Origin of the sequence: Enterococcus raffinosus (genome assembly GCF_018917525.1) — a bacterium.
GTDB lineage: Bacteria > Bacillota > Bacilli > Lactobacillales > Enterococcaceae > Enterococcus_A > Enterococcus_A raffinosus_A.
In genome coordinates this window covers 47,974-74,820 of the sequence record NZ_JAHLOS010000020.1, presented here as the reverse complement: position 1 = coordinate 74,820, position 26,847 = coordinate 47,974, and the positions used below count along the sequence as shown (strand labels likewise).

Below are 26,847 nucleotides of genomic sequence, written 5' to 3'. Positions count from 1 at the left end.
ATGTATCCAGAATATTATAAGAACGTACTTGGATACGAATTTAGAATCAGTGATCGACAATAAAATGATTCATCTAAACAAAAAGTCCTCAGGAGCGGTTTTCTCCTGAGGTTTTCTTAGTCCATTCAAGAAAAATCGAGGGAGGTGAGGGAATTGGTCAATCTGAAGCATTTTTAAGGGAAATAAAATTTTTCCCTTTTTCTGAGGAACTGGTTATTTTCAGCAATAATTTAAATTAGTTATTGAAAGCGTTTTATGTAAATGTCCATTTCAATGGACACAAGAAAAAATGTACGCGAATAAAAAAAGGCTATATTAATGACAAGGAGGTTGACAACATGCAGCTAAGTAAACGTGAAACACAATTGATCGAACTGTTTATCAAACATGGGATGACACTTACCGCTCAAGAGTTAGCTGAATTTGCCAATGTTTCCACGAAAACAATTTACCGCACGATTAAAAAAATCAATGAAGCCTCCGATGTCAGTGAGCTGATTTCGGCAGAAGTCGGAAAAGGATTTCGTTTAGATTATGACAATTATTTAAAAGAAAGTGTCCGCAAACGAGGTAATGATACTGTACAAGGACCATCAGAAAGAAGGAATACGATTCTTCTTGCTTTGTTATTCAAATCACCCAAAAAGGTATTGATTAATGATTTATTTGATGAATATTATGTCAGCAATACCGTGATTACAAATGATTTGGTACGGATGAATGAATTTTTGCTAAAGTACCAATTATCTTTGATTCGTAAGGGCCAGCGAGTATCGATTGAAGGAACAGAAAAACACATTCGTAAAGCGGTCAATCATTTAATTAGTGCGAATCGTGTTTGGGAGGAAGACTTTTCCACACAACAGGAAAAAATCAGTTCCTATGATATCAACTTTATTACTTCGTTATTAGAGTACATCGAAAGAAAATTGCAAAATGGGATCGCTTATCCCTATAACAGCAATATCTTTTCTCATATTTACATTTTAATCAAACGGGTGAGAGAAGGGGAGATTCACGCAGATACCTGTGCAGAACTGTTAGACCCTGATGAAGAAGAGCTGATCACGCAATATGATCAGTTGTACCAGCTTTCCAAGATGGTGATCACGAAGCTGAATCATTATCTGAATATTGTTCTACCGGAAAGTGAGACGTTTTATCTATTCCAATATCTGATTTCTTCACGAATGGAAAAGGAACCGATTAAGCTGAATCGAAAATCGAAGGAAGCTTTAGCGATTACTGATTTTTTTGCAACTGAAATGAGTCGCTTGATGGGGATGAAGGTCGATCATCAACCGAATCGCCAAGATCTTTATGAACACATTGATCCATTATTGTATCGTTTGAAAAACGAGATCATCGTTAAAAATGATTTATTAGGAGATATCAAGCTGGAGTATCCAGAGGTTTTTCAACAAGTCCAACAGGTCAGTCAAGCGGCCGAAGAAAAATTTCAATTAAATGAGATTTCTGAAGATGAGATCGGCTTTTTGACTTTGTATTTTGTGAAGTATAAAGAAATAATCCATTCGAAAAAACGTGTACTAATCATGTGCAGCAGCGGGGTAGGAACCTCGGAACTGTTGAAGGTGAAGGTCCGTAAAGCTTTTCCTGAGTTAGAAATTGTCGATGTCCTATCGGCACGGAAGTTTTCTAAGGCACCAGAAAAATATCAGAACATTGATCTGATTTTAACCACTGTCAATTTGACGATTGACATGATGATCCCGACAATTCTGGTGAATTCAGTATTTACAAAACAAGACGAAAAACGAGTCAAAGAGATGTTAGGAGAGATATGAGATGACAGCAGAGCAAATGATGGACGATTTTAGTATTGCGGATGTGATTACCGAAGATTTAATCCAATTAGAAATGAAAGCGACAACAAAGAAAGAAGCTATCCATGAATTAACACGATTGCTAATGGCAAATGGAGACATTGTTGACGAGGACGACTTTATGGCAGATGTGTTCGAACGTGAAGCAGAGGGCATGACCGGGATCGGTAATAGTATTGCGATTCCTCATGGAAAATCTGATAGCGTGATCAAGACCTCGTTAGTTGTCGGCAAAGCCGCCACACCGATCCCATGGGAATCCTTGGACGAAGAACCGGTACGGGTGATTATTCTATTCGCGGTGAAAAATACGGATGCCAATACGATGCATATCAAGCTATTACAAAAAGTCGCGATGCTTTTAGCAGACGAAGACTTTATCGAAAACATGGTCAATGCCGAAACAAAAGCAGAAATGATGGAATTATTATCACGGGATCTAATGGAAGAAGATTAAAAAAGAAAATGGAGGAATAGATGATGAAAATTGTTGGAATCGCTGCATGTACATCGGGCATCGCTCATACGTACATCGCCAAACAAAAGCTGGAAAAAGCCGCGAAGGCACTGGGGCACACGTGCCATATCGAGACCCAAGGCACGATCGGGACGGAAGATGAGTTAAGCATGGAAGAGATCCAGGCAGCCGATGTGGTGATCATTGCCGCAGATATCAAAGTCGGCGGAAAAGATCGCTTTGAAGGAAAAAAGGTGGTGGAAATCCCGACTAGCATGGTAATCAAAGCACCAAAAGGGTTGATCAATAAGATCGAAGAGGAAATCGTAAAGGCGTAGGAAATTATTTCTTTAACTTTAATATGAAAAAGGATGCCAGTTCCACTCTTCACAGTTTAATCAGTGAAGAAAACACAGTATAGAATTAGTCCACTGCATAAGAATAGAAATCCTAGTGGAATGGTATACGGCTTGAAAATCGAACTAATTTTTCCTTGGAAAAATTAATTCTTTAATATGAAAAAGGAGATGAACTAAATGTTTAAGCAGCTTCAATTGAAAAAGCATGCTCTGACGGCAATTTCGTACATGTTACCGGTTGTTGTTACGGCAGGGTTGTTGATCGCGATTGGGAATTTGACAGGTGGCGGAGTGATTGAGGATTATAAGGCAGCCTATTCGGTACCAGATGCGTTAGTCTCATTGGGTGTTTTGGGGATGGGATTATTGGCACCAGTTATCGCCGGAGCCATCGCGTATTCAATTGCTGACCGTCCAGGTATCGGACCTGGTTTGTTTATGGGGTTGATCGCGAATGCCATCGGTGCTGGTTTCTTAGGCGGGATGCTTGGTGGTTACTTGGTTGGTTTCTTCGTACTATTCCTAGTAAAAAATCTAAAGGTTCCAAAATGGGCGCAAGGCTTGATGCCGATGATGATCGTACCGCTTTTATCTACATTGATCATTGGATTATTGATGTTCTTTGTCATCGGTTTGCCGATTGTGTGGGCAACAGAAGCCTTAACTGAATTCTTGGAAGGCTTACAGGGCACTGGCAACTTCTTGTTCGGCTCGATTGTTGGCGGAATGGCTGCCTTTGACTTTGGCGGTCCAGTTAATAAAGTAGCGTCACTATTTGCTGATGGCTTGCTACTAGAGGGTGTGCAGGGGCCAGAAGCGGTGAAGGTATTGGCTTCCATGGTACCGCCGTTCGGTGTCACGATCTCTTGGGTATTATCTAAAATTGTCCGCAAACGCAAATATTCTAAAGAAGAGGAAGACAATATCAAGATCGCTTTCCCAATGGGACTTTGTATGATTACAGAGGGTGTTATCCCAATTGCGGCAGTTGATCCGTTGCGAGTAATCTTTTCTTGTACAGTTGGTGCAGCAATCGGTGGCGGCTTGAGTATGTCATGGGGCGTTGGTTCACCGGTTCCGTCAGGTGGGGTCTTCATTATTCCAGCGATGACTGATCCATTGAAGTTTACATTAGCGTTATTGATCGGTTCAGCGATTACCGGAATTTTGTTGTTCGTTCTGAAGAAAGAGCCAGTTGAAAATGACATCAAGGACGATGATGAAGAGGAAGAAGTCGATTTTTCTTCCATCAAGATCTCGTAGGAAGGGATTTTTAGACATGTATGTTTCGATGAAAGAAATGCTGCAAAAGGCCAATCGTGAGTACTATGCCGTAATGGCGATCAATTGCTTCAATTTGGAAACAGCCAAAGCCGTGATCGAAGCGGCGGAGGAAATGCGCTCGCCGATCATTGTCGATTTATTGCAGGATCATTTAAAAGAGCATTTGGATATTCGCTATTTAACGCAGCCGATCATTCGGATGGCAAACAATGCCAAAGTCGAAGTTGCGATCAATCTGGATCATGGACAGGATGTCGCGTTTGTAAAGCAGTGTCTGCATGAAGGCTTCTCCAGTGTCATGATGGATGCCTCGATGTATTCGTTGGAAGAAAATATTCGAATCACGAAGGCAATGGTGGAACTGGCGCAAGTTTACAATGCCAGTGTTGAAGCTGAAGTCGGAGACATGGGTGCCGTAGCCGGCGATCATTTTACCAATGATGAGATGTACACCAATCCCGATGATGCAATTCGTTTTATCAATGAGACAGGTGTGGATTGTTTGGCGCTGTCCTATGGTTCTAGTCATGGGGATTATCCAGAAGGCTATGTACCGGATTTCCGGTTTGATATCGTCGAAAAAATCAAAACGGCGACGAAGCTCCCGTTAGTGTTACATGGCGGATCAGGCGCGGGTGAGAAAAATATCCTGCGTTCGATCGAATTAGGGATCAATAAAATTAACGTAGGTTCCGATTTTATGAAGGCGCAAAAAGCCGAAGTCCAAAAGCAATTAGCAGAAAATCCTGAGGTGGATTATCCGACGCTTGTTCATCAAACGATGGCAGCCGGAAAAGAAGTTGTGAAAAGGTATATCGAACTTTCGGGTTCAAAAAATAAATCTTAAAATGAGAATGGAGACAAAGTCAAATGTTAATCAATATGAAGCAAATGCTAGAAGTCGCAAAGGAAAATAAATTCGCTGTAGGAGCCTTCAACGTTGCAGACAGTAATTTCTTACGGGTAGTCATTGAAGCGGCAGAAGAAAATGATGCGCCAGCGATCATCGCGGTTCATCCAACCGAATTGGATTTTACCAAAGATGAATTTTTCCAATATGCGGTATCTCGTGCAAAAAATAGTTCGGTTCCATTTGTTATCCATATGGATCATGGGGATAACTTGGCTAGCATCATGCGCGCTGTCCACTGTGGATTCAGTTCAGTGATGATCGACGGTTCATTACTACCGTTTGAAGAAAATATCGCCATCACGAAGGAAGTCGTGGATGTTTGTCATAAGATCGGTATTTCTGTGGAAGGTGAATTAGGCACAATCGGCAATACGGGAACTTCTGTTGAAGGCGGCGTATCCGAGGTTATCTACACAAAACCAGAGGATGCCGAAGAATTTATCGAAAAAACCGGAATCGATACCTTGGCAGTGGCAATCGGTACGGCTCATGGAATTTATCCAAAGGACATCAAGCCGGAATTGAAGATGGATGTATTAGAAGACATCAAGAGCAGAGTCGATATTCCATTGGTGCTTCATGGCGGATCAGCCAATCCAGATGAAGAAATCGCCAAAGCGGTACAAATCGGGATTCAAAAGGTCAATATCTCATCTGACTACAAATATGCTTTCTATAAGAAATGTCGTGAGATTCTTTCAACCACTGAATTATGGGATCCGAATGCGATCTATCCAGAATGTATCGATGCAGCTAAAGCAGTCGTTAAGCAAAAAATGGAATTGTTTAATTCGATTGGGCAAGCGGCCGTTTATCGTAAGGATAATGTGCAGCCTTGGAGACAAGAGCAAAATTAAATCAAAAAATGACCGCACCCTCCTGTTGAAGGATGGGCGCGGTTCTTTCTCGTATTTAGACTTTCGTGAGTACCTTGTGGCTGATGTACGCTTGAATCTCGTCAACCGCCTTTTTATAACCGCCGGCATCGAGGAAAGACTGCTTAATGGCTTTCAAATTGTCTAAATATTCAGGTTCGACTTGGACTTTTTCCACAGCAGCTTTCAATTCATCACTATCCACATGTTGATAATCTAAACGGATGCCTGCGTTCAACTCGACTAAACGATCAGCAAGAGCCGGCTGATCGGAGCCCATTGGTAATGAGACAAAGGGCACTTCATTTAGGATCAAATCGTTCATGCTGTTCAATCCGTTGTGAGTGATCGCCACATCGGCGTATTTCAAGACTTCATTTTGCGGAATATAATCCTGCACGATGAAATTATCAGGGACAGTCAGATTTTCCAGACCAACGTGATGAGCGGCCATTACCACTAGATAATCGGAATTTCCGAAGGCATCAAACATCTTTTGATAAATGTCCTTCGCATAATCACCAAAGATCGTACCAAAGGAAATGTATAAGACATTTTTGGCATTCTGCAAACGTTCGATTGGAAAGTCTGCGGTATCTTCCAGACGTTGATAGACATCGGCGCCGACTAAAAGGTATTTGTCATCAAAGAGTTCACGATCACCTTCTGGCAAGAAATAGTCAGAGGTAAAAACGATATTCAACGGTTCAATATTAAAAATCAAATCAAAAAAGCGTGAGGGCATCTGAACAGACAGGGTGGCCTCGATTTTTTTTGCTTCCAACAAATACTTATCATTCAAGGCTTTGAATTTTCCGGCTAAAGGGGTTTTGTTGGGCTGCATAAAATCCTTCATGCCCATAAAGACAGCCAGCATTGAAATCGCCGGCAGGTGTAAATAGTCCGCAATCTGTTTACTGAAGGGCATGGCGATGGAGTGGATCACGGCATCAAATTTTTCGCCTTCGATCTGTCGCAGGATGTCCTGCATGATATCTAATCCGTGGTCCAATAAAACATCGAATCCGTTTTTAAAGATATTTAAATCATAATGATAAGGACGATAGACAGCTCCCGCCGCTTCGATTTTTTCACGGAATTCTTCATTTGAAAAATAAACGATCTCCACGCCGCGATGGCTTAATTCATTGACTAAACCTAGGGAAGGATTTACATGTCCGTGGGTAGTCACATTTAAAAATAAAACTTTTGTCATAAGTGTTCGCTTCTTTCATAACTTTTATTAAGGGCACCTTACGATTCGATATAATACGGTACCCTGATTAATAAGTCAAGAAAAAAAGTTTCCAGAATTGGAAACTTAACGATACACCAGTTTAGTAAAGGGTAGCCTTCTACCAAGCAAGACCCCTAGATATCCAGCTGCGACCGCTTTGATCGCGCCTGGCAGAATAAAGGGAATCATTCCGGCAGAAAAAGCGGCATCCCATGGTAAACTTCCGCTAAATTTCAGCCAAAGCGAACCGAAGAACAGGGTAATAAAAGCTCCGACTAAATTAGCGGCGATTGACCAAAAATAATTGAAGGTTAATTTTTCTAAAATCAGACCAGTAACATAGGCTTGAAAAATAAATCCAACTAAAAAGCCCCCGGTCGGCCCAAAATAATGAGCGATCCCCGCTGATCCGCCAGCTAACACAGGTAAACCAATCATACCCATCAATAGATAGATCGCGACGGCGATAGTCCCGGTTTTTTTCCCTAAAATAGTTACCACAAACCCAACAGCAAAGGTTTGCAAGGTTAATGGGATCGGACCAAAGGGAATGGTGAATTGGGCTAAAATACTAATTACTGCTGCAAATAATCCGGCTAAAACAATTTCTCGACTACTTAATTTCATACACTCACTCTTTCGTTAACTTAATATTTTATTTTGGTTAACGAAAGTATAATAGAGGATTAACAAGATGTAAAGGAAAATTTTTAGTACTTAGTAGAACAAAGTAGTTGACAAAACAGCTACTTAGTTTTACATTATAGCTGTACTTAATATTACAAAGTACTGAATAATGATTAAGGAGTGAGTAGAATGCAGGAAGCAATTAATGTTGTTGATTTGGAAAAATCTTTTTCTGATCACAAGGTATTAGATAAAATTAGTTTTCATGTGCCGACAGGAAGTATTTTTGCTTTATTAGGAACAAATGGTTCTGGAAAAACAACAACAGTCAAAATGATGACCACTTTGCTGAAGCCGGATAATGGCTACATTATGATCGATGGAATGAACGTGTTGGAGCAGTCGTTAAAAGTCCAAAAGGAATTTAGCTTAACCGGACAATTCGCTGCGGTCGATGAGGTATTAACGGGACGGGAAAATTTAGTTTTGATCGCAAAGCTTCGTCATATGAAAAATTATACGGAAAAGGTCGATGAGCTGTTAAAGGAATTTGATCTGCAAGAAGCGGCGGACCGACCGACGCAAACGTATTCTGGCGGGATGCGGCGGAAACTGGATTTGGCGATGAGCTTGATCGATCCGCCAAGAATTCTTTTCTTGGATGAACCAACGACCGGATTAGATCCGCAGGCGCGGGCTGCTCTATGGCAAATGATTCGTTCGCTGAAAAAAGCGGGGGTGACGATCTTCTTAACTACCCAATATTTGGAGGAAGCGGAGCAATTGGCAGATACCGTGGCGATTTTGAATCGCGGGAAAATCGCGTTGCAGGGAAGCATCGCTGAAGTGAAGAAGCATTTGCCGAAAGAAACGTTGGAATTGACCTTTGCGGACGAGGAAACACTGGAAGCTGCTGAACAGCTTGTGGGCGGAAAAATGAACAAGGAATTGTTAGCGTTGAATGTTGTGACGGATAATCAAGTTGAACGAATCACGACGATTTTGAATCAATTGCAAGCAGCGAAGATTGAGATTTTAACCTTTACCCAAAAACAATCTTCGTTGGATGATGTCTTCTTTATGATTGTCGAAAACCGAGGGGAGAGAGAGAAATGAACGTATTCGCAGATACGATGGTATTGACCGGCCGGATGATGAAACATATGACCCGCAGTGTTGATACGATCATGACCGTAGTACTGATGCCGATCATGTTGATGCTGGCATTTATCTATATTTTTGGCGGGGCGATGACGATCCCGCAAGAAACGTATAAAGGCTTTATCGTGCCGGCAATTTTATTGTTTACTGTTGCCAGCGGCGTTGGTTATACCGCTTTTCGTTTAAACACGGATGTCCAAAATGGTATTTTTGAACGGTTCCATTCGATGCCGATCGCGAAATCGGCGATCTTGAATAGTCACGTGATGACCAGTGTCATTTTCAATTTTATTTCAGCGCTGCTTGTTCTGATCAGCAGTATTTTGATCGGATTTCGACCAAAAGCGGATGTATTGGATTGGGCCGTGGGGCTGTTGCTTTTATTGGTTGCGACATACGCACTTTCTTGGATCGCTGTCCTCTTTGGATTGATCGCGAAGAATAATGAAACGGCGATCGCTTTTTCTTATTTGCTGATTGGCCTGCTATTTATCAGCTCAGGTTTTGTGCCAACCGAGACGCTGCCAAAGGTTTTGCGAGGATTTGCGGATTATCAGCCAATGACTCCGATCATTAATTCGTTACGTTCGATCTTGACCGACGGCAGAATTCCCTCAGATATCTGGGTGGCATTCGCATGGAGTATTGGCGCAATCGTGATTTTCCAAGTATTATCTATATATGTCTATCGGAAAAAATTACGTTAGCGCAGCAACTGGGAAGGGTGATAACATGAACGGGATTACAGGGATGCTGAAGGGCGTGCTTGAAGGCATGATCTTGGAGATCATCAATCAACACGAGACTTATGGCTATGAGATCACGAGTAATTTACAAAAATATGGTTTTGAAGATATTGTTGAGGGAACGGTTTATACAGTTTTACTGAGATTGGAAAAGAAAGAATTAGTGACCGTTACCAAGAAAAAATCCTCACTTGGCCCGATGCGGAAATTTTATTCATTGAATGAAGCAGGAGAAAAGGAATTGGCGTTGTTTTGGCAGCGCTGGGAATTTATTTCTGGACAGATCGATAGACTAAAGGAGAGTCAGGACAATGAGTGATAAAAATGTATTTAGCTACTTCAAAAGGGTTTATACGGACAAAGCAGAATATAGGGAGCAGATGGCAGGACTAAAAAAATTGCCTCGTGACTATCAAGTTGTTTATAAAGAAATTCAAAATTTTTTATGGGAATTTACAGCAGGAGACGGTATGGATATGTTAACACCAATGTGTGAATTGTTGGCCTTCTTTGAAGAAGGTGCCAGCAATCATGTTCCAGTATTGGAATTAGTAGGCGAAGACGTCGGCGAATTCGCGGAAAACATGCTGCATGAGATCCAAGCGAAAACGCGAATCAATGAGTTAAAACGCAAAATGAATGAACGGGTCGCCAAAGAGATCAATAAGGGAAAATAAATTCAAGCATCGTTGGAAGGGATTCTGATGATGCTTTTTTATATGAATGGAAACCTTTAATGTCAACCAAAGCTTCGCTATAAGATATAAGAATTCCCATCCATTAAAAAAACAAATGTTCTTCGGTCTAAAGTCCTATTTAGATTTTGTACTTTCGTTGGAAGTAGCAGCCAGAACTTTCCTCTAAAATTTAAAGAGTAATTAACATGTGTACGAATTTTGGAATGGAAGGAATGGAGTAAAAAATGAAAAAATGGATCATTGGTATTGGAGTGTTAGTGGTGGCGGGGGCTGGTTTTTTTCTCTATCAAAACACCCAAGCAAATGCAAAAGATGATACCTCAGTGGAGATGTATCAAGTCAGCAAGCAAACACCGTTGCATTTAAAAGGTCAGGTACAATCGACGAAGAAACAAACGGTTCTAGTCAATTCAGAAAAAGGACCGGTTCAAACGATTCATGTAAGTGAAGGCGATCATGTGACGAAAGATCAGATTTTGGTGACGTATCGCTGGGGTGAAGTGATTCGCGCGGCGAATGATTCGGTGGTAACAGCTTTAAATGAAGATGCAAAAAATGACCCGCAGCAGGCGTTAATGGTCTTGAAAAGCGAAGAGTCTGCGATCAAAGGAACAGTGACCGAATATGATCGTTCGAAGGTTACCTTGAACGAACCAATCGAGATTAAGTACGCCAACAATGAAAAAAATGTCAAAGGCAAGGTCACATCGTTAGCGGAAATGAACAATGAGCCAACGAAAGAAGACACGAATAGTTTAGTGACCTATAACTTTACGGCGGTTCCTGACGAAGCGATTCCTGTCGGTTACTCGGTCGAATTATTGATCCCGCGTAATGAGATTCATTTACCCCTTAAGAGCGTAGTGGAAAAAGATGGAGAATATGTTGCTTACACGGTTTCTAAGGGTAAAGCCGAGAAGCAGACTGTCTCTGTTGAAAAAGGCAATGGCTATTATATTTTACGTGAAGGCTTGAATGAAAATGACAAAATTATCAAAGATGCAAAAGGCATCAAGGATGGGATGGATGTGACCGTTGAATGATCGTGATGGAAAATATCAACAAGCTATACACGGCCGATCAGGAACGCATCCATGTTTTAAAGGATATTAGTCTGACGATCGAAGAGCATGAATTTGTTGCGGTGATGGGACCATCTGGTTCAGGGAAGTCTACATTGATCAATACGATCAGCTTTTTAGATGGTGATTTTGAAGGCAGTTATCGTTTTGAAGGGGAAGATGCGTACCGCTTCAACGATGAGAAGCTCTCGGCTTTGCGAAATAAATCAGTGGGCTTTGTATTTCAATCCTTCCAACTGATTGATAATAATACGGTGATGGAAAATGTGGCGTTGCCGCTGTTATATGGCGGGATGAAGCAAAAACAAACCAAGCCGTTGGTGATGGAGGCTTTGCGAAAAGTCGGGATCGCGGATAAATATAATAAACTACCGAAGCAGCTTTCCGGTGGTCAGCAGCAGCGGGTGGCGATCGCTCGTGCCATCGTTGGCAATCCGAAATTTATCGTGGCGGATGAACCAACGGGCGCATTAGACAGTCATACTTCTGAAGAGATTATGCAATTATTTAAACGGTTGAACGAAGAGGAGAAGGTCACAATTTTGATGGTGACTCATGATCCAGATGCCGCTGCTTATTGTCAGCGGATCATTACGGTGAAGGATGGCGAAATTCTGGAAGAAGGTGTTGCACATGCGGTTTAGTGAAGTATGGAAAACCTCTTTCAGGGCTATTGGCAAAAATAAACGGCGGAGTTTTTTGACGATGATTGGGCTGATTATCGGGGTTTCCGCGGTAATCACCGTCTTTTCAATTGGGCGTGCTTTTGAAAATTACGCGTCTGAATTTATTGGTTTGGATCAATTTGACGGCAGTGTCGGCTATACCTATACGCCAAAAAATGGGGACTTCTATGAAAATGGCTTAGATGCGTTTACTGAAGAGGATATCAGTAAGATCGAAAGTATCCCTGGCGTTCAGTCGGTGAGCTATTATGACAATTCCCGCAATGGCATCAAGTACGCGGACCAAACCTTTGATGATGTTGGAAATGATGGTCGCTGGAATTGTTTTAAATTATTGAAGAATAAAGGCAGTGATGTTTTGTATGGCCGTCCTCTTCAATCCAGTGATTATTACAATGAAAATCCAGTTGCTGTGATTGATCAAACAGCGGCTAAAGCGATTCAAAAGGAAGAACCGGCTTCATTAGTGGGGCAAAGTGTTAAGATCGGCGGTCATTTGTTTGAAGTGGTCGGGATCATGGCAGATCGCAACGCGGGCTCGATCGTTTCAACGCAGGAAGATTATGTAGTGGCAGAGGTGCCTGAAAATGTCTTCGAAAACTATTTCAATTCAGAAGATCGCAGCATGATTCAAGTAAAAATGAAGCAAACAGCTAATGTAAAAAGTGTTTCGAAGGAAGCCGAAGAAACCTTAAAAAAATATGGGACTTGGAAAGAACTAGGTAGTTATAAGACAGAGGATCTGGCTGGACAGGTCGATCAATTACGGATGCTGTTGACAAGTATTACCTTGTTAATCTCAGTGATTGGCGGCATCTCGCTCTTCATCTCAGGTATTGGGGTCATGAACATGATCTATATTTCTGTCTCAGAACGTACTAAGGAAATCGGCGTCCGCCGAGCAATGGGCGGCACGAAGGGCAACATCATGATGCAATTCCTGCTAGAAGGGATCTCGTTGACTTTAGTCGGCGGAACGATCGGGTATTTGATTGCGATGCTGCTGGGATTTGCCATCAGCATGTTCACACCGTTATCCGTTCGACCTGATCTGTTCACGGTGACGTTAGCCTTTGGGTTATCGGTCGTGATTGGAATTGTCTTTAGCTGGCTGCCAGCGAAAAGTGCGTCGAAGAAGGATATTGTTTCGTTGTTGCGTTAATAAATAATAAAAAAATTGCCTGTAAACATTTGTCTACGGGCAATTTTTTTTATTCTTTTTACAAATACATATGCATTGGATACGTCATATAATCTGGTCCAGCTACTTTTTCCGCCGTCACAAATCCAGCAGGAGCTTTGATCACAGATGGAATTCGATTCACCATCGTCGCACAGGTATGAGCGACAGTATCTGGTTTATTTAATGAGAAGACCATATCTGGTTCGCCGGTGATTTCCCAATCACACATGTCGCCATCGGTTTCACGATAGACTTTTCCAATACATTCAACTTCTAGCTCGATTCCTTGGTGAGTCATAATGGTTGTTACTGCGGACATACCGATCGCATCGCCTGCTTTGATGGTAGCGCCCAATGTTTCGGAATAAACATCTTCATCCAAGGTGAAGGGCACACTCTTTTGCGAAATGCTTTGGATCGTCCAATTCATCTTTGAACAAATCGCTTCGCCAGCATTCCACATGTAGGATGGCAGACTTTCAGCTTGAGCAATTTCTTTATCAAAACGTTCCAGATCATAGCCAGCACCATGAGCTTCGGCCAAAGCCAGTCCATAATCTTCGACGTTGTAGCTAACGGCACCTTTTACCTTCTTGATATCGTTCATTCCTGCCATCATCAGGCTAGGCATGTTGATCCAATAGATGTCCTGCATCCCAGCACCCATGATCGTTACATCATTGTCTTTTGCGAGTTTATCCAGCTTGTTGGTTTCCGCTGGTGAGGTATTCCATGGATAGATCGCTTCTTCACAAGTTGTAATCACATTGACCTTATTCTTCAAACACATCTCATAAAATTCGTACATTTCTGGCATATAACTAAAGATCGTCACTAAGGCAATATCCGCATCGCAATTGTCAAAAACTTCCTGTGCATTGTCCGAAATCTTGATTCCTGTAGCATACCCCAACTCCGCAAATTCACCAATGTCTTTTCCTACAACCTCAGGGTTTGTATCAATTGCACCAACAATTTCAGCCCCATGCTTGTACAGATAATTAATGATTACCTTTGCCATCTTGCCGCACCCGTACTGAACTACCTTGATCTTTTGTAAACCCATTGAAATGCCCCCAATCCTTTATTGTGTTGTATTTCACAATAATAGTATAATGTCTATAGTAACTATAGAGTCAAGGGAGAGTTTAGAAAATGTTTTCAAAAATGAAGATTGGTCATTTTGCGCAATACAACAATCTTTCTGTTCAAACCCTGCGTTATTATGAGCAGATTGATTTGCTGCATCCAGCTTATATCGATACCGAAAGTAATTATCGCTATTACCATATCAATCAGTCCGCAGCCGTTGATAACATCCAGTTTTTGAAGCAGTTCAATTTTTCACTGGAAGAGATCAAGCATATTATGAATGACACGGAGGGCTTAGCAGAACTGAGCCAGACGGTTGAAAAGAAGAAAGAAGAGCTCTTAGAACAGCGAGCGGCACTCGACCAGCAATTAGAAGACATCGATTCCTTTCAGGCAGGTGCGTTGATTTTTCAAGAGAAGCAGAAGCAAACGGAAATAGAAGTGGAGCATTTTCCACCGCGACCGATTTTGACTTACACGATCGATAAGAACATTTATGAGATGACAGAGGTGGAGTATGAGTTCTATTTAAGAGAGTTTAAAAACCATGTAGGTCAATTAAATATGCCAATTGGCCGTTTTAATCGAGTAGGAACGATCATGCCGCGACAGGATTTTTTAGCAGAAAATTTTGTGTCCAAGGAGCTGTTTATTTTTACACCTAATCATTTTAAGCAGTCGAAAACGTTGAGGGGCGGGCTATATGCTACTTTTTATTGTCATTCCTTTAAGGAAGAGCTGCCTGCATTGAGCAAATTCAGAGCGGCGCTTCAGCAGCAAAATTATCAAATCGTCGGTGATTATGTTTGTGAAGTTGTCTATGAAAAGAACAAAACCGATGCTATGAATCGAACCATGTTTATCCGGATGCAGATTCCGGTAAAAAAACGATCAGAGAATTTATGGCAGTAAGTAAAATGAGAAGCTGTTTTTGTCGTTATTTATTAAGGGTTTAGCGATAAGTTAGGCCTGCATTTCCACTTAAAAAAACGTAATGTATTCATTTCTATTAAAAAAATTAAAGAAGTCCAATACCTAAAAAAACTGAAAAGGGTGGCGTTTTTGATGGTTTAGGTATATTTTTTATATATAACAGTTAACCGATGAAATGTAAGCGTATTATTCACCGAATAAATTACGGACAATTATTAGGGAGTGGACGATCATGCAAACACAACGACTAGGAAGTAGACAGCTATTCAATATGCTTAGGGGCAACCTGGAAAAGAGAATCATCAAGTTTTATAGCGAGACGCGTGACGCCTCTGCTGTGGTTGAATATGCAGTGGCCGTTCTTGTGCGTCATTGTATCAGTTCCGATGATTTTTCATTTATCTGCCGAGAGTTAATTAGAGAATTATTCCTAACCGCAGCGCCTAATCCTACGTTGCGGCGTTTTAGTGTGTTTTTTGAGAACTACTTTACTCCCAATGAGTGGAAAACGGTTATCGCTCGCTTGTATCGTCATAAGAAGGAGTATCATTCAGTTACCGAGGAAGCTCGTTCATATAAAGAATATTTGAAGGATAAAGATACGGCTAGAACCGATGAATTAGCCAACCATCAATTTGTTATTCGTTCTGTTTTCAAAGGAGCGAATGGACGGAAACATACATGGACATTAAAAAATGGGCATCCCACAAAGACCCGGGAAGAGCTTGCGGGGGCGGTGAAAATTCTTACGCTATTGTCGATTTTTGAGACGAGTGGTGTACGAAAATTCACAGAGTTTGTCGATGTTTACCGTGATGCCTGGATAGCTGATTTTCCTTGTGAAGAAGACCAGAAGGAGCCTGTTGAGAAAAATAAAGCTGAAAAGAAGGCTTCACATAAAGAAGATAAAAAACAAAAGAAAGTGACTCCGATTGAAAATCACAAGGAGCCTAAAAAGGTACCAGTGAAAGAATTAAGTGATGGGCAATTAGCAAAAGTAAGTCTTTTGGGTAAAGAAGCACTGAAGAAAGAGGAGCCAAAGCAGCCCGTACTTGAGACTCTGGCGAAGAAGGCAAAGACGCTGGAGCAATCACCATCTACTAATAAGCCCAATCTGTCAGGTGCAGGAAACGTAACATATGATAAGATCGATATTGGCAAAATCGAGGAACAAATCAAAGCGGAACAATCGAGTATGGGGTTTAGAAAAAGAGTCGCACAGTTTTTAGGCAGGGGGAGTTAACAGCAAAGGCGCCGAGTGAAACCATAATTTTACCTGCAATCCAATGATTGGTTGTAAAAGGATAAAGCGTTTTATATACTTTTACTAAGGGGCAAAAATCGAGAATGTAGGGAGGGAGTATTTTGAATTTTCATCAGTGATCAGGTATGACACTTTGCCTTAGAGTCTCTAAGAATGTGAATGTAAAAATCTCCTCCCTAACGAACCTTCGTATACCATTAGTGTAATCCATTCACTAAAAGAAGTCGTTTGGGAACATATGGGGGTATGTTTCCTTTTGTCAGTTTTGCTTTTTGCAGTTTATTTAGTTCAAAGACTATGCTTAGATTTATAGCAAATTTGTGGTTAAACTGTTTAGCAAAATGATAGGCGAAGCGAAAATCGGAATCATTTTTCTGATTTTTAGAAAAATGAATTCATTAAATGGAGCTAGCTGTCAGTTTTGCTTTTTGCAGTTTAGTTAGTTTAAGGACTACGCCTAAATTTATAGCGGATTTATGGTCGAACTGTTTAGCAAAATAACTTTATCAGACAAAAGGATGGAGATTCCTGTGCTTCGGCAGGAATGTCGGAGCAACAAAACGACAATGAATGGAGAAAAAGATGAAAAAAACAATGATTGGGCTGTTGGCGTTAGTTTCTTTAGGATTAACAGGTTGCGGCGGTGGTGACGAGAAAGCGGACACTTCTAAATCAGCCGAAAAAGAAACAACGGCTTTTACTGGTGAGTATATTGTGGATGCACAGTACGTCAAAAAAAATCTGGATGACCTCATTTTAGTTGATGCGCGGGGTGAAGAAGAGGCCAACAAAGGGACGATCAAAGGAGCGACTGTAATTGGCTGGCAAAATTTGGCTTCAGTCGAAGAAGGAGCTTCCGGCGATGAGAAATGGGGCTTGGTGCTTGAACCGGCAGAGTTAGGTAAGCGATTAGGTGAAAAAGGGATCGCGAAGGACAAGGAAGTGGTCCTGTTTGCTGGTGCGCAAAAAGGCTGGGGCGATGATGGACGGATTGCTTGGGAATTATTAGCAGCCGGCTATCAGGATGTCAAAATGGTCGACGGCGGCTTTGCGGCTTTGAAAAAAACGGGTCTTAAAATAGCGTATGAGAGTACGAAGCTAAATCCAGTTGATGTGACGATTGATTCGATTGATCAAACGCATATGATTCGGACCGATGAATTGAAAAAGGATTATGCTGACTACAAGGTTGTCGACGTTCGTGAGGACAAAGAATACAAAGGCGAGGTCTTGTACGGCGAGGCCAAAGGTGGTCATTTGCCTGACGCTATTCATCTGCGCTTCACGGAGCTGTTCCAGAAAAACGGCAAGCTAAAGAGTAAAGAAGACTTAACGAAATTGTTTGAAGATGCCGGTTTGGCTAAAAAGGATCAGATCGTCACTTATTGTACGGCCGGGATTCGCTCAGCCTACATGGAGTTAGTGATGGAGATGTGCGGCTTCAAACAGGTGAAAAATTATGATGGCTCATATTATCGATGGGCAAAAGTTGAGGAAGTAGAAAAATAATGTCTAAAATGAACAAGCGAACTTTCGCTCGAATCTTATTGATTCTTGTGATCGTGCTGGCGGTCATCGGTTTTTACTTTATTCCGGGGATTCGCTCGAAGGTTACACAAGTGCTGATGCTCTTTCGTTCCATGAGTGTAGAGAGTATCGTGGGTTATTTGCGATCTTTTGGGGTTTGGGCAGTCGTGATCTCATTTCTGCTGATGATGTTTCAATCAATCATCGCGCCATTGCCGGCCTTTTTGATTACGTTTGCGAATGCTGCGGTTTTTGGCTGGTGGCAAGGAGCTTTGCTTTCATGGACGAGTGCGATGGCGGGAGCTTTGGTCTGCTTTTATATCGCACGAATTGCGGGGCGAGATATCGTTGAACGGTTGAACAAGAACTTTTCGCTGGAGAAGTTAGACGCGTATTTTGATCGTTATGGGAAACACACGATCTTGATCTGTCGTCTGCTGCCATTTATCTCTTTTGACTTTATCAGCTATGCTGCGGGATTAACGGCGATTAAGCCGATTCCCTTCTTAATCGCAACAGGGATCGGGCAGCTTCCGGCAACGGTGGTTTACTCGTATGTCGGCAGCAATTTGACCGGCAGCACGAAAACTATTCTGTTTGGTCTGTTAAGCATGTTTGCATTATTTATCGCGATCTATGTCTTTAAGCAGATTTATCAAAGCAGACAGGCGAGAACGAATAAATAAAAAAACGTCAGCTAAAAAATTTAGCTGACGTTTTTTCTATGCTTCGACTTCTTTGTTTTGTTCGATGTAATGGTCATAAAGTCGGTCTAAAAATTGAATCTCTGTTACATTCTGGTAAGGCATCACATAAAAATTCGTGAGCTGGAAGATCGCTGTGAGATTCCAGAAGAAGAAAGAAAAACGCAGGATCAAAAATTCTAGTTTATAGCCATGCATAATCTGACGACTTAATAAGATGGCATCTGCTGCACTCAAGTTGTCCTCTTTTTCCAATAAGTAATTCGTCATGGCGTATGCGGCACTTTTTACGATACCCGGGATAACGAACAACAGCGACCAAAAGAAGGTATAAATGGCGATTAAGACATTTGCTTTTAATACACGATTTTTTTGTGCCTTGATGAAATACGCAAAAATTTGTAAACCATCTGCTCGGTTGCCTCTTAACGTATGGATCGCACACCATTGCAGGACAGCGGTCGATAAAGCAGCGATCAAAAAGATCAGAATAAAGGCCGCCACCATGATTAGGAACCAAGCAAATAGGGAAAGCCGCGATGTATACGGCTGGATATAGTCATAATTATAGCCGTAGTCATAGCTATCGTAATAGTAGTCATAAGGACTAAGCATTCTTAAAAGTCCATTGGAAAAAAAACGGACATAGGCAATTTGAAAAATAAAACTTGCAACAAAGTTTGCACCGATTAGCAAAATGATCGTTTTGCACCATTCACCATATCTGCCGGATAATTTTTCTTGCGCCTCTTTTTTGATTTCGGCACGAGTAATATTCAAGCCGTCTGCTTTTTCCAGCTCAAGCTTCAGCGGCTCTTCGATCTTTGGTTGATAAAAGGGTACGTTGTTTTCTGGATCTTTTTGCGGACCAACGGCTGGTCTCGTTTGTTCTAAGTTATAGCCGCAGGCCGGACAAAAATTTGCTGCTGAGCGTACCTCAGTACCGCAATTAGGACAGTATTTCATTTTTTCACTCTTTTCCTTTTCATTCAATGTCATCTAACAATTATCATTGATCAGGAGGGTCTCGTCAACATGACCTTTGAAAATAACGTTTTCAATAAGTGCTATACTAATAACATCAGAAAAAAGAAAGAGGAGCTGGAGAAATTGGCAAATATCCGTACTAGTGACGAACTACTTGAAGTCACACATGTTGCTGAGCTGAGACAAAAAGTTAAAGAGCAGAAGGAAGAGTTTATTGTCAAAGGAGATTTTCGTAAATTAATGAAGGACATCAAGCAAAGTCAAGTATCTGAAGCGGCAGAAATAGGCTTTGAGTTAGGTTCTGGAGGATTAGGAACACTGATAGCTCAAGGTGTTCTGCGTATAATCAATTTTTTTGCTGAAGATACGAAATTGGAAAATTTAAAGCAGGATATCGGTCGCTTATATACGATTGATTTTATCAATGAGAATGAAGTGAAACTAAGATTGAAGCAACTAGATTATTGATTTATTGAATAGAAAGAGACCTATTAATCCGCATATATTCTGCAATGTACTTACTTAAAAAAGCTCCTCAAATAAAGTACCACAAGAAAAAAGAAGTAACTGTGGACCTTATAGATGATATGTTAGGTAAAAAGATGTTGTCGGATAATTAAAGCCATAGTCAGGATCAATTTAGTGCTACACAAATCTTGGTGAAACTCGTTTAAATTTTGTGGGTTCATTTTTGTCGTATCTGATTTTTATCGTATCACCAACTTGATAACCTAGAGGAACGGTAATACTTTTCTTTGAGACGTGCTTGAATCCATCAACAACGTAGGAAACAATAGCGAATTTCGCATTTCCCAGTACTACTTTTTCAGGTGCCACGGTAACGATTTCCTCGATTGTCGCGAGCGTTTCAATAGTTTCTGATTTTTTCATTTCATTTCCTCCGTTATTAGTTAGGATAGTACTAATTATACTATTAGTAATCCGCTTAGGTTAGTGACTTGTGAATGTTGGTTCGTATAATTACACAAACACCCAAATCTTGGTATCAAGAAAATGAGTGTTCGAAAAATCGCTTATGTTTAATTATAAAATTTTGAGTAGTCGTTTATTCAATGGCGATATCCAGCAAAAAGTAGCTAAAAAAGCATTTCGATCTGTTAATTAAGAAGAATCCGTTTATACCTTTTCTAGAAAAGTCATTAACGGAAAGCGAGATCCGATTATCCAATTGGAAACAGCTGATCCAACGTAACGAGTACCCCGTCTTCATCGTTTGAGGGACAGACATAATCCGCGACTTCCTTCACATTATCTGGAGCATTTTCCATCGCGTAGCCGAAACCACAATATTCTAGCATCTCAAGATCATTTCCACCGTCGCCAAAAGCAGCGCATTGTTCAGGCGTGATTCCCCAACGCTCAACGAGCTTCTTCAAGCCGGATGCTTTATGACAATTCGGAATGATTAAATCCACTGAACCGTGACCGCTGCTGGTAGGAACTAATCGCCCTTTTAATTTCTCTTTAAATAGGTCACAATAATAGGCTGTTTTCTCCACTGGAACCGTTGGTGCGAACTTTAAAATTTGATCCTCTACCTGTCCAAAATCCTCTACCCATTGCAACTTATGATAATAGATATTGGTTAATGCGAAAAATTCTTCACTTACGTTTCCCCGTTGACAATAGGCGCTATTCAATCCACACATGACATTTTGTATTTCCGGATGCTGTTTACATAAAGCTAAAACAGACGCAATCGCCTCTTTAAGAAATATTTGCTGAAAAGACCAGCTCTTCCTTGTCTTTTACAAAAGCCCCGTTTTCGGCAATAAAGCTGAGCTCATGGTGATACCCGGGGAAATGAGAACGCAATTGATAATACTGATTTCCGCTCGCTACAACAAATTGACACCCCACATTTTTCATTCTCGCTAAAGCTGCCTTAAATCTCGGGATATCATAGGTATAATCACTTCGAGCAAAAGTTCCATCCATATCTACTGCAACCAACTTAATATTATGGGGATTCAGATTCATGAAAATCGCTCCAATCGAATGTATTTTCCTTATTCTAGGCCTTATTTATGGGGTCAGCAAACTCTCAAAGTAAGGAGCATATTTTTTAATTTAGCGATTTCTAATGCAAAAAGAACCAGCATCGGTTTTTCCAATCTTTTTCGTCGGTATACCTGCCGACAAGTAGCCAAAACACCCAACAAGGAAACGAAATTCCGTGTGTTTTATAAAATTTCTATCATTTTTTTATTGAGTACATAGCATAACCGTTAATTTCCGTTGAATCTATCATTGACATTAGAAAGCGGTTAACAGAAAATTGAAGCAACAAAGGATTCGTTTTTGGTTGTTGGTAAAAGTCGAATAGTCTATAGAGGGTGCCTAAGTGAAAAAGTTTAGATTAAAAAAATGGATGATTGTCGTGGTAATTTTGGTTATGGCAATCATTTTAGTTACGCTGGTGAATCGATGGAAGAAAAATGATGCAGATACCGCGATGAGTGATCCGCTGTCTGTCGTTGGGAACATTATTGCTGCACCTGGGCGTTGGATTGGGAGTATCGATTCCATTTCTAGCCTAACAAATACCTATCAAGAAAATGAAAAACTAAGAGGCGAAATCGAGCAATACGATGATTTGAAACAGAAAGTGAAGAATCAAGCACAAGAAATCGAACGTCTCAAGGTCGAAGAGGAATTAAACAAAACATTGACTGATTATGAGAAGGTTTCGGCCACGGTTATCAACCGGACTCCAGACACGTGGCAGGATATACTCACCGTTGATAAAGGGAGTAGCGATGGCGTTACGGAAAATATGGCCGTCATGTCTCAAAAAGGAGTGATTTGTCGGGTGACGAAGGTAAAAAAACAATCATCAGAAATTGAATTGTTAGCCTCCGACAATCAAAACAGTAACCACTTTCCGATAAAAATAGGTACAAAAAATGGGGATTCTTTTGGGATTTTAAACAAGTATGAAGAAAAAGCCCAGCAATTGATCGCCTCGCAGGTTACTAAGGAAAAGGAAATTAAAGAAGGAGACATTGTTCGAACTTCTGGTTTAGGGGGGAATTCGCCAGCGGATCTGGTTATCGGCACTGTGGTTAAGGTTAAGCCTAGCAGCAATGGTATTGATTTTGAAGTCTACATTAAACCTTATGCACAAATGTACGATATTTCTTTTGTGACAATTATCAAAGGAATGGCAGAGTAATGAATTAGATGAAGACAATAAGTTTGCTTCTTCGTAGTTTTAAAAAAGAAATCGTAGGCAGGTTTGAAATAGAAGAAAGAAAACACCCGCATCCTCAATGAAAAGGATGCGGGTGTCGTTGTCTGTAAGAAGTCTTACATTAATTTGTTGTAGAATTTTCTCGCACGTTTTATGTAGTGTCAAAACATGGGGAAAAGCTGATATAACAACGTTTATAGTCATTTGATAAATTAATGGACATCAACAAATATCAAACGAAACTAAGTCAAAAACTAAGTCAAACTTAAAAATGTGGGGCACATAGGAAAGGATAATTATGAAGAAATAATTCAATAGACTTTATTTAGAAACAAGCGAATTCTTTTCACTTTTCCTTGATATACTTAAAGTAAATAACTAACGAGTAGGTGGAAAAATGAAAGTTTTGATTGTGGAAGATAATAAACAAATAATTGATGTACTAAATCGCTTTTTAAAAGAAGCGAATCATGAAACAGCCGTTGTTTATGACGGAGGAAAAGCACTCGCTTCTTTTGATTCGTTCAAGCCGGATTTTATTTTGCTAGACATCATGCTGCCAAATGTCGATGGTTTTGAAATTTGTCGTAGGATTCGTGAAAAATCTACTGTGCCGATCATTATGATTACTGCAAAGTCAGAAGATGCTGATCGAATATTGGGATTAGAGGTTGGTGCGGATGATTACATCGTTAAGCCATTTTCTCCAGAGGAAGTATTGTCGCGGATCAACGCTATTTTACGCCGTATCCATTTTGAAAATGATCATCCACAAAAAGTCATCAAACTTGGCGAAATCGAATTACATTTGGGGAATCGCAAAGCATTTTATGAATCAAAGGAGATTGTATTAACTAAAAAAGAGTTCGAAATCTTGGCTTTGTTCGCCAAGTATCCGAATAAAGTGTTCAATCGCAACAATCTTTTGGATGCAGTATGGGGCTACGATTATTATGGAGATAGCCGAACTGTGGATAGTCATATCAAACGCCTGCGGGCAAAGATTAAAAAAGCCGGTATCGACAATGATAGTATTGAAACGGTCTGGGGCGAGGGCTATCGCTGGGGTAGAGAAGAATGAGAAAAATTTTTAATCGGCTCATCACACAATCAGTTATTCTATTACTTTTTTTCTCTGTGATCATAGCTTTAGTGTTTGGGGTATTATTTGCCAAGCAAACAGAGGATATGCATCAAGAAGAGATGATCAATCGCGCCGAACTCATCAGTAAGACGATGGAAGATTTTTTCAAATTGGAAACAAAGGATTCACAAGATCGCGGTGGCAAAAGCGGAGGTATGGGTGGCTATGGAGCCTTCATTCGTTTTCTAAATCAAATCGCCGGTGAAGAGGTTTGGGTCTTGAATAAACAAATGGAGCCAATTATCGAGGATCATCACAAAGACATAACGCGAAAAGACCCACCGGCAGGAACGCAAACGCTACTCACAAAAACCTATCAAACAAAGCAAACGCAGATCGAGAAAAAAAGGGCCTTCGTCCAATTGCAGGATTTGACAGTAACCACGCCGATCAAATCTGATGGAGTGGTCAAAGGAGTCGTTGTTATGCACTCGAAAGTGACAGCGATCCACAAAAATCAATTATCAGGTTATTTGATGCTGGTCATTAGCTTACTGGCAGCGGTAGTCATTGCCAGCCTATTGGCGTGGCGCTTGGCCAAACGATTTGTTCAGCCGATCTATACGATGAAGAGTTATGTGGATGATCTTGCAAATGAAAAATTTGACACAGAATTGAAACTGAATACTCATGACGAACTTGAAGAGTTGGGGAATCAGCTTTCTATATTAAGTCAACGGTTATTGACTGCACGACAAGAACAAGAAAAGAAAAAACAAGCAGAGAAAGATTTTCTCTCTCAAATATCACATGAACTGCGAACACCGGTAATGGTCATCAAAAGCTCTTTGGCAACAATCAAAGCGGGGTATGTAGATAACGATGATGAGAAAAAGTATTTAGATCAGTTAATAGTAGAAGCGAATGGTTTAGAGAGGTTAGTTACTGATTTATTAGAACTAAGTAGATTAGAGTCAACAGAGTTTCAATTGCAAAAAGAACCGATTGATCTACTAGACTGCATAGAGGATGCGATGCGAAGTTATCGCGTAGCAATCAAAGACAAGCAACAAACTACTGAATTTGAAAATAGTTTGACTGAGAGACGACTAATTGAAGGGGACTATTTCAGAATGACTCAGTTATTTAAAATACTTTTAGATAACGCAAATAAGTACGCTCCGGCTAAATCTTTAATCACAATTTCTGTAAAAGAAAAGGGAAGAGATTTAGAAATATCTGTCACAAATTCGCAAACGGTCGCAAATGTCGACACGGAGAAATTTTTTGATTCTTTTCAGCGAGGGAAGCAACTAACAGAAGACGGAACAGGTTTAGGATTGGCAATTGCCAAGCAGGTGGTTGTCCGACATAACGGTCAGATTCACGCAGAATCAATAGACAAAAAATTTATTATAAAAATTATTTTGCCTTGTTTATCATGACACACTTTTGCCATATTCTCTTTCTAACATATAAGAAAGAGGAGGAATGCAACATGAAAAAAATGATCGCAACAGCATTAGTAGGGGCGGCTTGTCTAATGAGCCTATCAGCGCTCACTGCAGAAGCTGCTCAGGTAAACGCAGGTAGAGGAGCAGGAGTGAACAACCTTGGTTATTGTTTGGTTACTGGCGAAGAACGTGTCCCTCGAGCAGATTGTCCGATTGGTCAGAATAAGTTTTTACCAACCAAAAACAAAACATTGACGTCAAATCAGAGCTTCTTGTTGGCTGCGGCTCGCCAGCGTCCGCAAGACGGAACAGGCTATAAAAATGGCCGTAATGTAGGAACTGGTCAAAATGCCGGAAACGGCAAACAAGATGGAACAGGACCAGGCTGTTCGGATGGTCCGCGTGTCGCGGATTGTCCATATTGGGAAGAAAAACAAGCGAATGGTACGAATTCGACAGCTGGTGATACGTCACAAAATTCTTCGCAATCAAGCACGGCACAATCAAACGCACCCGCAGCAAGCACTTCAGACACACAAACGGCTTATGGTCAGCAGCCACAGGATGGCACCGGGAATCAATATGGCAATGCGGCAGCAAATCAAGCACCGGCTGCTACTAAGAGTAACCCCGGAAATAGCAATAGCGGACAAGCAGGAAATTCAACAGGGAATCAAGCCGGAAATCAAACAGGTTCAGCGAATAGCGGGTATGGTAACGGAGTCCGTGACGGCAGCGGTGGTGGCACTGGTAGAAATGCAGGGAACGGTTTACGTGATGGTAGTGGCGCAGGCGGGCAAAGGGGTCGCAATGCAGGAACTTGCGTTAACTAGATAATGAACAAGAGCAGAACTTGCTGCTCTTGTTTTTTTGTACTTAAAGGGAGTATGAAAATTTCACATGCGCAAAGCCTTTCTTAGTGGTTTTACAAATGAATTTCTAATTTTCAATCGTTCATGGAATAAGTAATAAAAGAAATGATTGATTTTAGATAGATAATCATCTATATTTTAAACATAGATGAAATTCTATGTATAGGGAGGAATAGCAGATGGATTATGATGAACTATCCCAAATGTTGAAAGCGCTCGCTGATCCGAAACGCTTGAAAATCATCGACCTTTTGTCCTGTGGCAGTTTATGTGCTTGTAAGATTTTAGATCACTTCGATTTCACACAACCAACACTCTCACACCATATGAAAGTACTGGAAAATGCTGGTGTGGTTCTTGTCACAAAAGAAGGGACTTGGCACCATTATCAGTTAGCTGAACGTTTTGTCGATTACTTTATTGGTTCCATGATGCACTTGTTTTCGGACAAAGAGGATTGTATTTGCAAAATGAAGAAGGAAGAAGCAGCGACAGGATCAATAAAGAGTAATATTGAATAAAAACGGGGATGGAAACGTTTTTCGCAAACGACAAATTTTT

The 26,847-nt window shown here is 40.8% G+C and carries 28 protein-coding genes and 1 pseudogene; 23 read left to right on the top strand and 6 right to left on the bottom strand.

Annotated elements, in window-relative coordinates; genetic code table 11:
• Nucleotides 1-338: 338 nt before the first annotated feature.
• The 6 genes from KQI58_RS13385 to KQI58_RS13360 all read left to right on the top strand — a co-directional run bounded on the left by KQI58_RS13385 (nucleotide 339) and on the right by KQI58_RS13360 (nucleotide 5,717).
• Nucleotides 339-1,808, top strand: a complete 1,470-nt coding sequence (locus tag KQI58_RS13385) for a BglG family transcription antiterminator (RefSeq protein WP_216409580.1) — start codon at nucleotides 339-341, stop codon at nucleotides 1,806-1,808.
• Between the two features lies 1 nt (nucleotide 1,809).
• Nucleotides 1,810-2,304, top strand: coding sequence for a PTS sugar transporter subunit IIA (locus KQI58_RS13380; RefSeq protein WP_216409579.1), 495 nt, complete (start codon nucleotides 1,810-1,812; stop codon nucleotides 2,302-2,304).
• Between the two features lie 23 nt (nucleotides 2,305-2,327).
• The gene (locus KQI58_RS13375) at nucleotides 2,328-2,642 is read left to right on the top strand and encodes a PTS fructose transporter subunit IIB (RefSeq protein WP_216409582.1); all 315 of its coding nucleotides are present in this window, start codon (nucleotides 2,328-2,330) and stop codon (nucleotides 2,640-2,642) included.
• 198 nt (nucleotides 2,643-2,840) lie between these two features.
• Nucleotides 2,841-3,926, top strand: coding sequence for a PTS fructose transporter subunit IIC (locus tag KQI58_RS13370; RefSeq protein ID WP_216409578.1), 1,086 nt, complete (start codon nucleotides 2,841-2,843; stop codon nucleotides 3,924-3,926).
• Nucleotides 3,927-3,942: 16 nt separating this feature from the next.
• The gene (locus KQI58_RS13365) at nucleotides 3,943-4,794 is read left to right on the top strand and encodes a class II fructose-bisphosphate aldolase (RefSeq protein WP_216409577.1); all 852 of its coding nucleotides are present in this window, start codon (nucleotides 3,943-3,945) and stop codon (nucleotides 4,792-4,794) included.
• 23 nt (nucleotides 4,795-4,817) lie between these two features.
• Nucleotides 4,818-5,717, top strand: coding sequence for a ketose-bisphosphate aldolase (locus KQI58_RS13360; RefSeq protein ID WP_216409576.1), 900 nt, complete (start codon nucleotides 4,818-4,820; stop codon nucleotides 5,715-5,717).
• Nucleotides 5,718-5,772: 55 nt separating this feature from the next.
• Here the strand turns inward: KQI58_RS13360 and KQI58_RS13355 are convergent, their stop codons facing one another.
• Complete coding sequence (locus KQI58_RS13355; protein ID WP_216409575.1) at nucleotides 5,773-6,951, bottom strand: macrolide family glycosyltransferase; 1,179 nt, start codon at nucleotides 6,949-6,951, stop codon at nucleotides 5,773-5,775.
• A gap of 105 nt (nucleotides 6,952-7,056) precedes the next feature.
• Nucleotides 7,057-7,599, bottom strand: a complete 543-nt coding sequence (locus KQI58_RS13350) for a biotin transporter BioY (RefSeq protein ID WP_216409574.1) — start codon at nucleotides 7,597-7,599, stop codon at nucleotides 7,057-7,059.
• Between the two features lie 189 nt (nucleotides 7,600-7,788).
• On the opposite strand from KQI58_RS13350, the gene KQI58_RS13345 reads away from it, so the two are divergent.
• From KQI58_RS13345 to KQI58_RS13315, 7 genes are all read left to right on the top strand, one after another.
• Nucleotides 7,789-8,715, top strand: coding sequence for an ATP-binding cassette domain-containing protein (locus KQI58_RS13345; protein ID WP_216409573.1), 927 nt, complete (start codon nucleotides 7,789-7,791; stop codon nucleotides 8,713-8,715).
• The gene (locus KQI58_RS13340; protein ID WP_216409572.1) at nucleotides 8,712-9,467 is read left to right on the top strand and encodes an ABC transporter permease; all 756 of its coding nucleotides are present in this window, start codon (nucleotides 8,712-8,714) and stop codon (nucleotides 9,465-9,467) included. The genes KQI58_RS13345 and KQI58_RS13340 overlap by 4 nt, the downstream gene beginning before the upstream one ends.
• 25 nt (nucleotides 9,468-9,492) lie before the next feature.
• On the top strand, nucleotides 9,493-9,825 hold the full coding sequence (locus KQI58_RS13335) for a PadR family transcriptional regulator (RefSeq protein ID WP_216409571.1): 333 nt from the start codon (nucleotides 9,493-9,495) through the stop codon (nucleotides 9,823-9,825).
• Nucleotides 9,818-10,183: a DUF1048 domain-containing protein gene (locus tag KQI58_RS13330; RefSeq protein WP_216409570.1), complete on the top strand. Its 366-nt coding sequence runs from the start codon at nucleotides 9,818-9,820 to the stop codon at nucleotides 10,181-10,183. The genes KQI58_RS13335 and KQI58_RS13330 overlap by 8 nt, the downstream gene beginning before the upstream one ends.
• Nucleotides 10,184-10,428: 245 nt before the next feature.
• Nucleotides 10,429-11,247: an efflux RND transporter periplasmic adaptor subunit gene (locus KQI58_RS13325; RefSeq protein WP_216409569.1), complete on the top strand. Its 819-nt coding sequence runs from the start codon at nucleotides 10,429-10,431 to the stop codon at nucleotides 11,245-11,247.
• Nucleotides 11,244-11,930, top strand: coding sequence for an ABC transporter ATP-binding protein (locus KQI58_RS13320; protein ID WP_216409568.1), 687 nt, complete (start codon nucleotides 11,244-11,246; stop codon nucleotides 11,928-11,930). Before KQI58_RS13325 ends, KQI58_RS13320 begins: the two co-directional genes overlap by 4 nt.
• A complete protein-coding gene (locus KQI58_RS13315; protein ID WP_216409567.1) occupies nucleotides 11,920-13,134 on the top strand; it encodes an ABC transporter permease in 1,215 nt (404 codons plus the stop codon). The genes KQI58_RS13320 and KQI58_RS13315 overlap by 11 nt, the downstream gene beginning before the upstream one ends.
• Before the next feature lie 58 nt (nucleotides 13,135-13,192).
• On the opposite strand, the gene KQI58_RS13310 is transcribed toward KQI58_RS13315, so the two are convergent.
• Entirely contained in the window at nucleotides 13,193-14,221 is a 1,029-nt protein-coding gene (locus KQI58_RS13310) for an NAD(P)H-dependent amine dehydrogenase family protein (protein ID WP_216409566.1), read from the bottom strand.
• Nucleotides 14,222-14,310: 89 nt separating this feature from the next.
• On the opposite strand from KQI58_RS13310, the gene KQI58_RS13305 reads away from it, so the two are divergent.
• From KQI58_RS13305 to KQI58_RS13290, 4 genes are all read left to right on the top strand, one after another.
• Complete coding sequence (locus KQI58_RS13305) at nucleotides 14,311-15,159, top strand: MerR family transcriptional regulator (protein ID WP_216409565.1); 849 nt, start codon at nucleotides 14,311-14,313, stop codon at nucleotides 15,157-15,159.
• A gap of 253 nt (nucleotides 15,160-15,412) precedes the next feature.
• On the top strand, nucleotides 15,413-16,423 hold the full coding sequence (locus KQI58_RS13300; RefSeq protein WP_216409564.1) for a hypothetical protein: 1,011 nt from the start codon (nucleotides 15,413-15,415) through the stop codon (nucleotides 16,421-16,423).
• A 603-nt stretch (nucleotides 16,424-17,026) separates the two neighbouring features.
• A complete protein-coding gene (locus KQI58_RS13295) occupies nucleotides 17,027-17,953 on the top strand; it encodes a sulfurtransferase (RefSeq protein WP_216409563.1) in 927 nt (308 codons plus the stop codon).
• Complete coding sequence (locus KQI58_RS13290; RefSeq protein ID WP_127978335.1) at nucleotides 17,953-18,657, top strand: TVP38/TMEM64 family protein; 705 nt, start codon at nucleotides 17,953-17,955, stop codon at nucleotides 18,655-18,657. Before KQI58_RS13295 ends, KQI58_RS13290 begins: the two co-directional genes overlap by 1 nt.
• A 36-nt stretch (nucleotides 18,658-18,693) precedes the next feature.
• Here the strand turns inward: KQI58_RS13290 and KQI58_RS13285 are convergent, their stop codons facing one another.
• The gene (locus KQI58_RS13285; protein ID WP_216409581.1) at nucleotides 18,694-19,641 is read right to left on the bottom strand and encodes a DUF975 family protein; all 948 of its coding nucleotides are present in this window, start codon (nucleotides 19,639-19,641) and stop codon (nucleotides 18,694-18,696) included.
• Between the two features lie 144 nt (nucleotides 19,642-19,785).
• On the opposite strand from KQI58_RS13285, the gene KQI58_RS13280 reads away from it, so the two are divergent.
• Nucleotides 19,786-20,130: a hypothetical protein gene (locus KQI58_RS13280; protein ID WP_216409562.1), complete on the top strand. Its 345-nt coding sequence runs from the start codon at nucleotides 19,786-19,788 to the stop codon at nucleotides 20,128-20,130.
• Nucleotides 20,131-20,307: 177 nt separating this feature from the next.
• Here the strand turns inward: KQI58_RS13280 and KQI58_RS13275 are convergent, their stop codons facing one another.
• A complete protein-coding gene (locus KQI58_RS13275; RefSeq protein WP_216409561.1) occupies nucleotides 20,308-20,553 on the bottom strand; it encodes a hypothetical protein in 246 nt (81 codons plus the stop codon).
• Between the two features lie 290 nt (nucleotides 20,554-20,843).
• Nucleotides 20,844-21,663: pseudogene (locus tag KQI58_RS13270) on the bottom strand (Cof-type HAD-IIB family hydrolase).
• Between the two features lie 364 nt (nucleotides 21,664-22,027).
• Between KQI58_RS13270 and mreC the strand changes: the two are divergent.
• From mreC to KQI58_RS13245, 5 genes are all read left to right on the top strand, one after another.
• Nucleotides 22,028-22,858, top strand: a complete 831-nt coding sequence (gene mreC / locus KQI58_RS13265) for a rod shape-determining protein MreC (protein WP_216409560.1) — start codon at nucleotides 22,028-22,030, stop codon at nucleotides 22,856-22,858.
• Between the two features lie 415 nt (nucleotides 22,859-23,273).
• Nucleotides 23,274-23,957, top strand: a complete 684-nt coding sequence (locus KQI58_RS13260) for a response regulator transcription factor (protein WP_115872972.1) — start codon at nucleotides 23,274-23,276, stop codon at nucleotides 23,955-23,957.
• Nucleotides 23,954-25,405, top strand: a complete 1,452-nt coding sequence (locus tag KQI58_RS13255) for a sensor histidine kinase (RefSeq protein ID WP_115872971.1) — start codon at nucleotides 23,954-23,956, stop codon at nucleotides 25,403-25,405. Before KQI58_RS13260 ends, KQI58_RS13255 begins: the two co-directional genes overlap by 4 nt.
• 53 nt (nucleotides 25,406-25,458) lie before the next feature.
• On the top strand, nucleotides 25,459-26,247 hold the full coding sequence (locus KQI58_RS13250; protein WP_115872970.1) for a hypothetical protein: 789 nt from the start codon (nucleotides 25,459-25,461) through the stop codon (nucleotides 26,245-26,247).
• Between the two features lie 218 nt (nucleotides 26,248-26,465).
• Nucleotides 26,466-26,807: an ArsR/SmtB family transcription factor gene (locus KQI58_RS13245; RefSeq protein ID WP_115872969.1), complete on the top strand. Its 342-nt coding sequence runs from the start codon at nucleotides 26,466-26,468 to the stop codon at nucleotides 26,805-26,807.
• Nucleotides 26,808-26,847: the final 40 nt, after the last annotated feature.

Bases quoted from the DNA above. Each gene is read 5' to 3' on its own strand.
- KQI58_RS13385 (WP_216409580.1), top strand. From the start codon at position 339: ATGCAGCTAAGTAAACGTGAAACACAATTGATCGAACTGTTTATCAAA.
- KQI58_RS13380 (WP_216409579.1), top strand. From the start codon at position 1,810: ATGACAGCAGAGCAAATGATGGACGATTTTAGTATTGCGGATGTGATT.
- KQI58_RS13375 (WP_216409582.1), top strand. From the start codon at position 2,328: ATGAAAATTGTTGGAATCGCTGCATGTACATCGGGCATCGCTCATACG.
- KQI58_RS13370 (WP_216409578.1), top strand. From the start codon at position 2,841: ATGTTTAAGCAGCTTCAATTGAAAAAGCATGCTCTGACGGCAATTTCG.
- KQI58_RS13365 (WP_216409577.1), top strand. From the start codon at position 3,943: ATGTATGTTTCGATGAAAGAAATGCTGCAAAAGGCCAATCGTGAGTAC.
- KQI58_RS13360 (WP_216409576.1), top strand. From the start codon at position 4,818: ATGTTAATCAATATGAAGCAAATGCTAGAAGTCGCAAAGGAAAATAAA.
- KQI58_RS13355 (WP_216409575.1), bottom strand. From the start codon at position 6,951: ATGACAAAAGTTTTATTTTTAAATGTGACTACCCACGGACATGTAAAT.
- KQI58_RS13350 (WP_216409574.1), bottom strand. From the start codon at position 7,599: ATGAAATTAAGTAGTCGAGAAATTGTTTTAGCCGGATTATTTGCAGCA.
- KQI58_RS13345 (WP_216409573.1), top strand. From the start codon at position 7,789: ATGCAGGAAGCAATTAATGTTGTTGATTTGGAAAAATCTTTTTCTGAT.
- KQI58_RS13340 (WP_216409572.1), top strand. From the start codon at position 8,712: ATGAACGTATTCGCAGATACGATGGTATTGACCGGCCGGATGATGAAA.
- KQI58_RS13335 (WP_216409571.1), top strand. From the start codon at position 9,493: ATGAACGGGATTACAGGGATGCTGAAGGGCGTGCTTGAAGGCATGATC.
- KQI58_RS13330 (WP_216409570.1), top strand. From the start codon at position 9,818: ATGAGTGATAAAAATGTATTTAGCTACTTCAAAAGGGTTTATACGGAC.
- KQI58_RS13325 (WP_216409569.1), top strand. From the start codon at position 10,429: ATGAAAAAATGGATCATTGGTATTGGAGTGTTAGTGGTGGCGGGGGCT.
- KQI58_RS13320 (WP_216409568.1), top strand. From the start codon at position 11,244: ATGATCGTGATGGAAAATATCAACAAGCTATACACGGCCGATCAGGAA.
- KQI58_RS13315 (WP_216409567.1), top strand. From the start codon at position 11,920: ATGCGGTTTAGTGAAGTATGGAAAACCTCTTTCAGGGCTATTGGCAAA.
- KQI58_RS13310 (WP_216409566.1), bottom strand. From the start codon at position 14,221: ATGGGTTTACAAAAGATCAAGGTAGTTCAGTACGGGTGCGGCAAGATG.
- KQI58_RS13305 (WP_216409565.1), top strand. From the start codon at position 14,311: ATGTTTTCAAAAATGAAGATTGGTCATTTTGCGCAATACAACAATCTT.
- KQI58_RS13300 (WP_216409564.1), top strand. From the start codon at position 15,413: ATGCAAACACAACGACTAGGAAGTAGACAGCTATTCAATATGCTTAGG.
- KQI58_RS13295 (WP_216409563.1), top strand. From the start codon at position 17,027: ATGAAAAAAACAATGATTGGGCTGTTGGCGTTAGTTTCTTTAGGATTA.
- KQI58_RS13290 (WP_127978335.1), top strand. From the start codon at position 17,953: ATGTCTAAAATGAACAAGCGAACTTTCGCTCGAATCTTATTGATTCTT.
- KQI58_RS13285 (WP_216409581.1), bottom strand. From the start codon at position 19,641: ATGAAATACTGTCCTAATTGCGGTACTGAGGTACGCTCAGCAGCAAAT.
- KQI58_RS13275 (WP_216409561.1), bottom strand. From the start codon at position 20,553: ATGAAAAAATCAGAAACTATTGAAACGCTCGCGACAATCGAGGAAATC.
- KQI58_RS13260 (WP_115872972.1), top strand. From the start codon at position 23,274: ATGAAAGTTTTGATTGTGGAAGATAATAAACAAATAATTGATGTACTA.
- KQI58_RS13255 (WP_115872971.1), top strand. From the start codon at position 23,954: ATGAGAAAAATTTTTAATCGGCTCATCACACAATCAGTTATTCTATTA.
- KQI58_RS13250 (WP_115872970.1), top strand. From the start codon at position 25,459: ATGAAAAAAATGATCGCAACAGCATTAGTAGGGGCGGCTTGTCTAATG.
- KQI58_RS13245 (WP_115872969.1), top strand. From the start codon at position 26,466: ATGGATTATGATGAACTATCCCAAATGTTGAAAGCGCTCGCTGATCCG.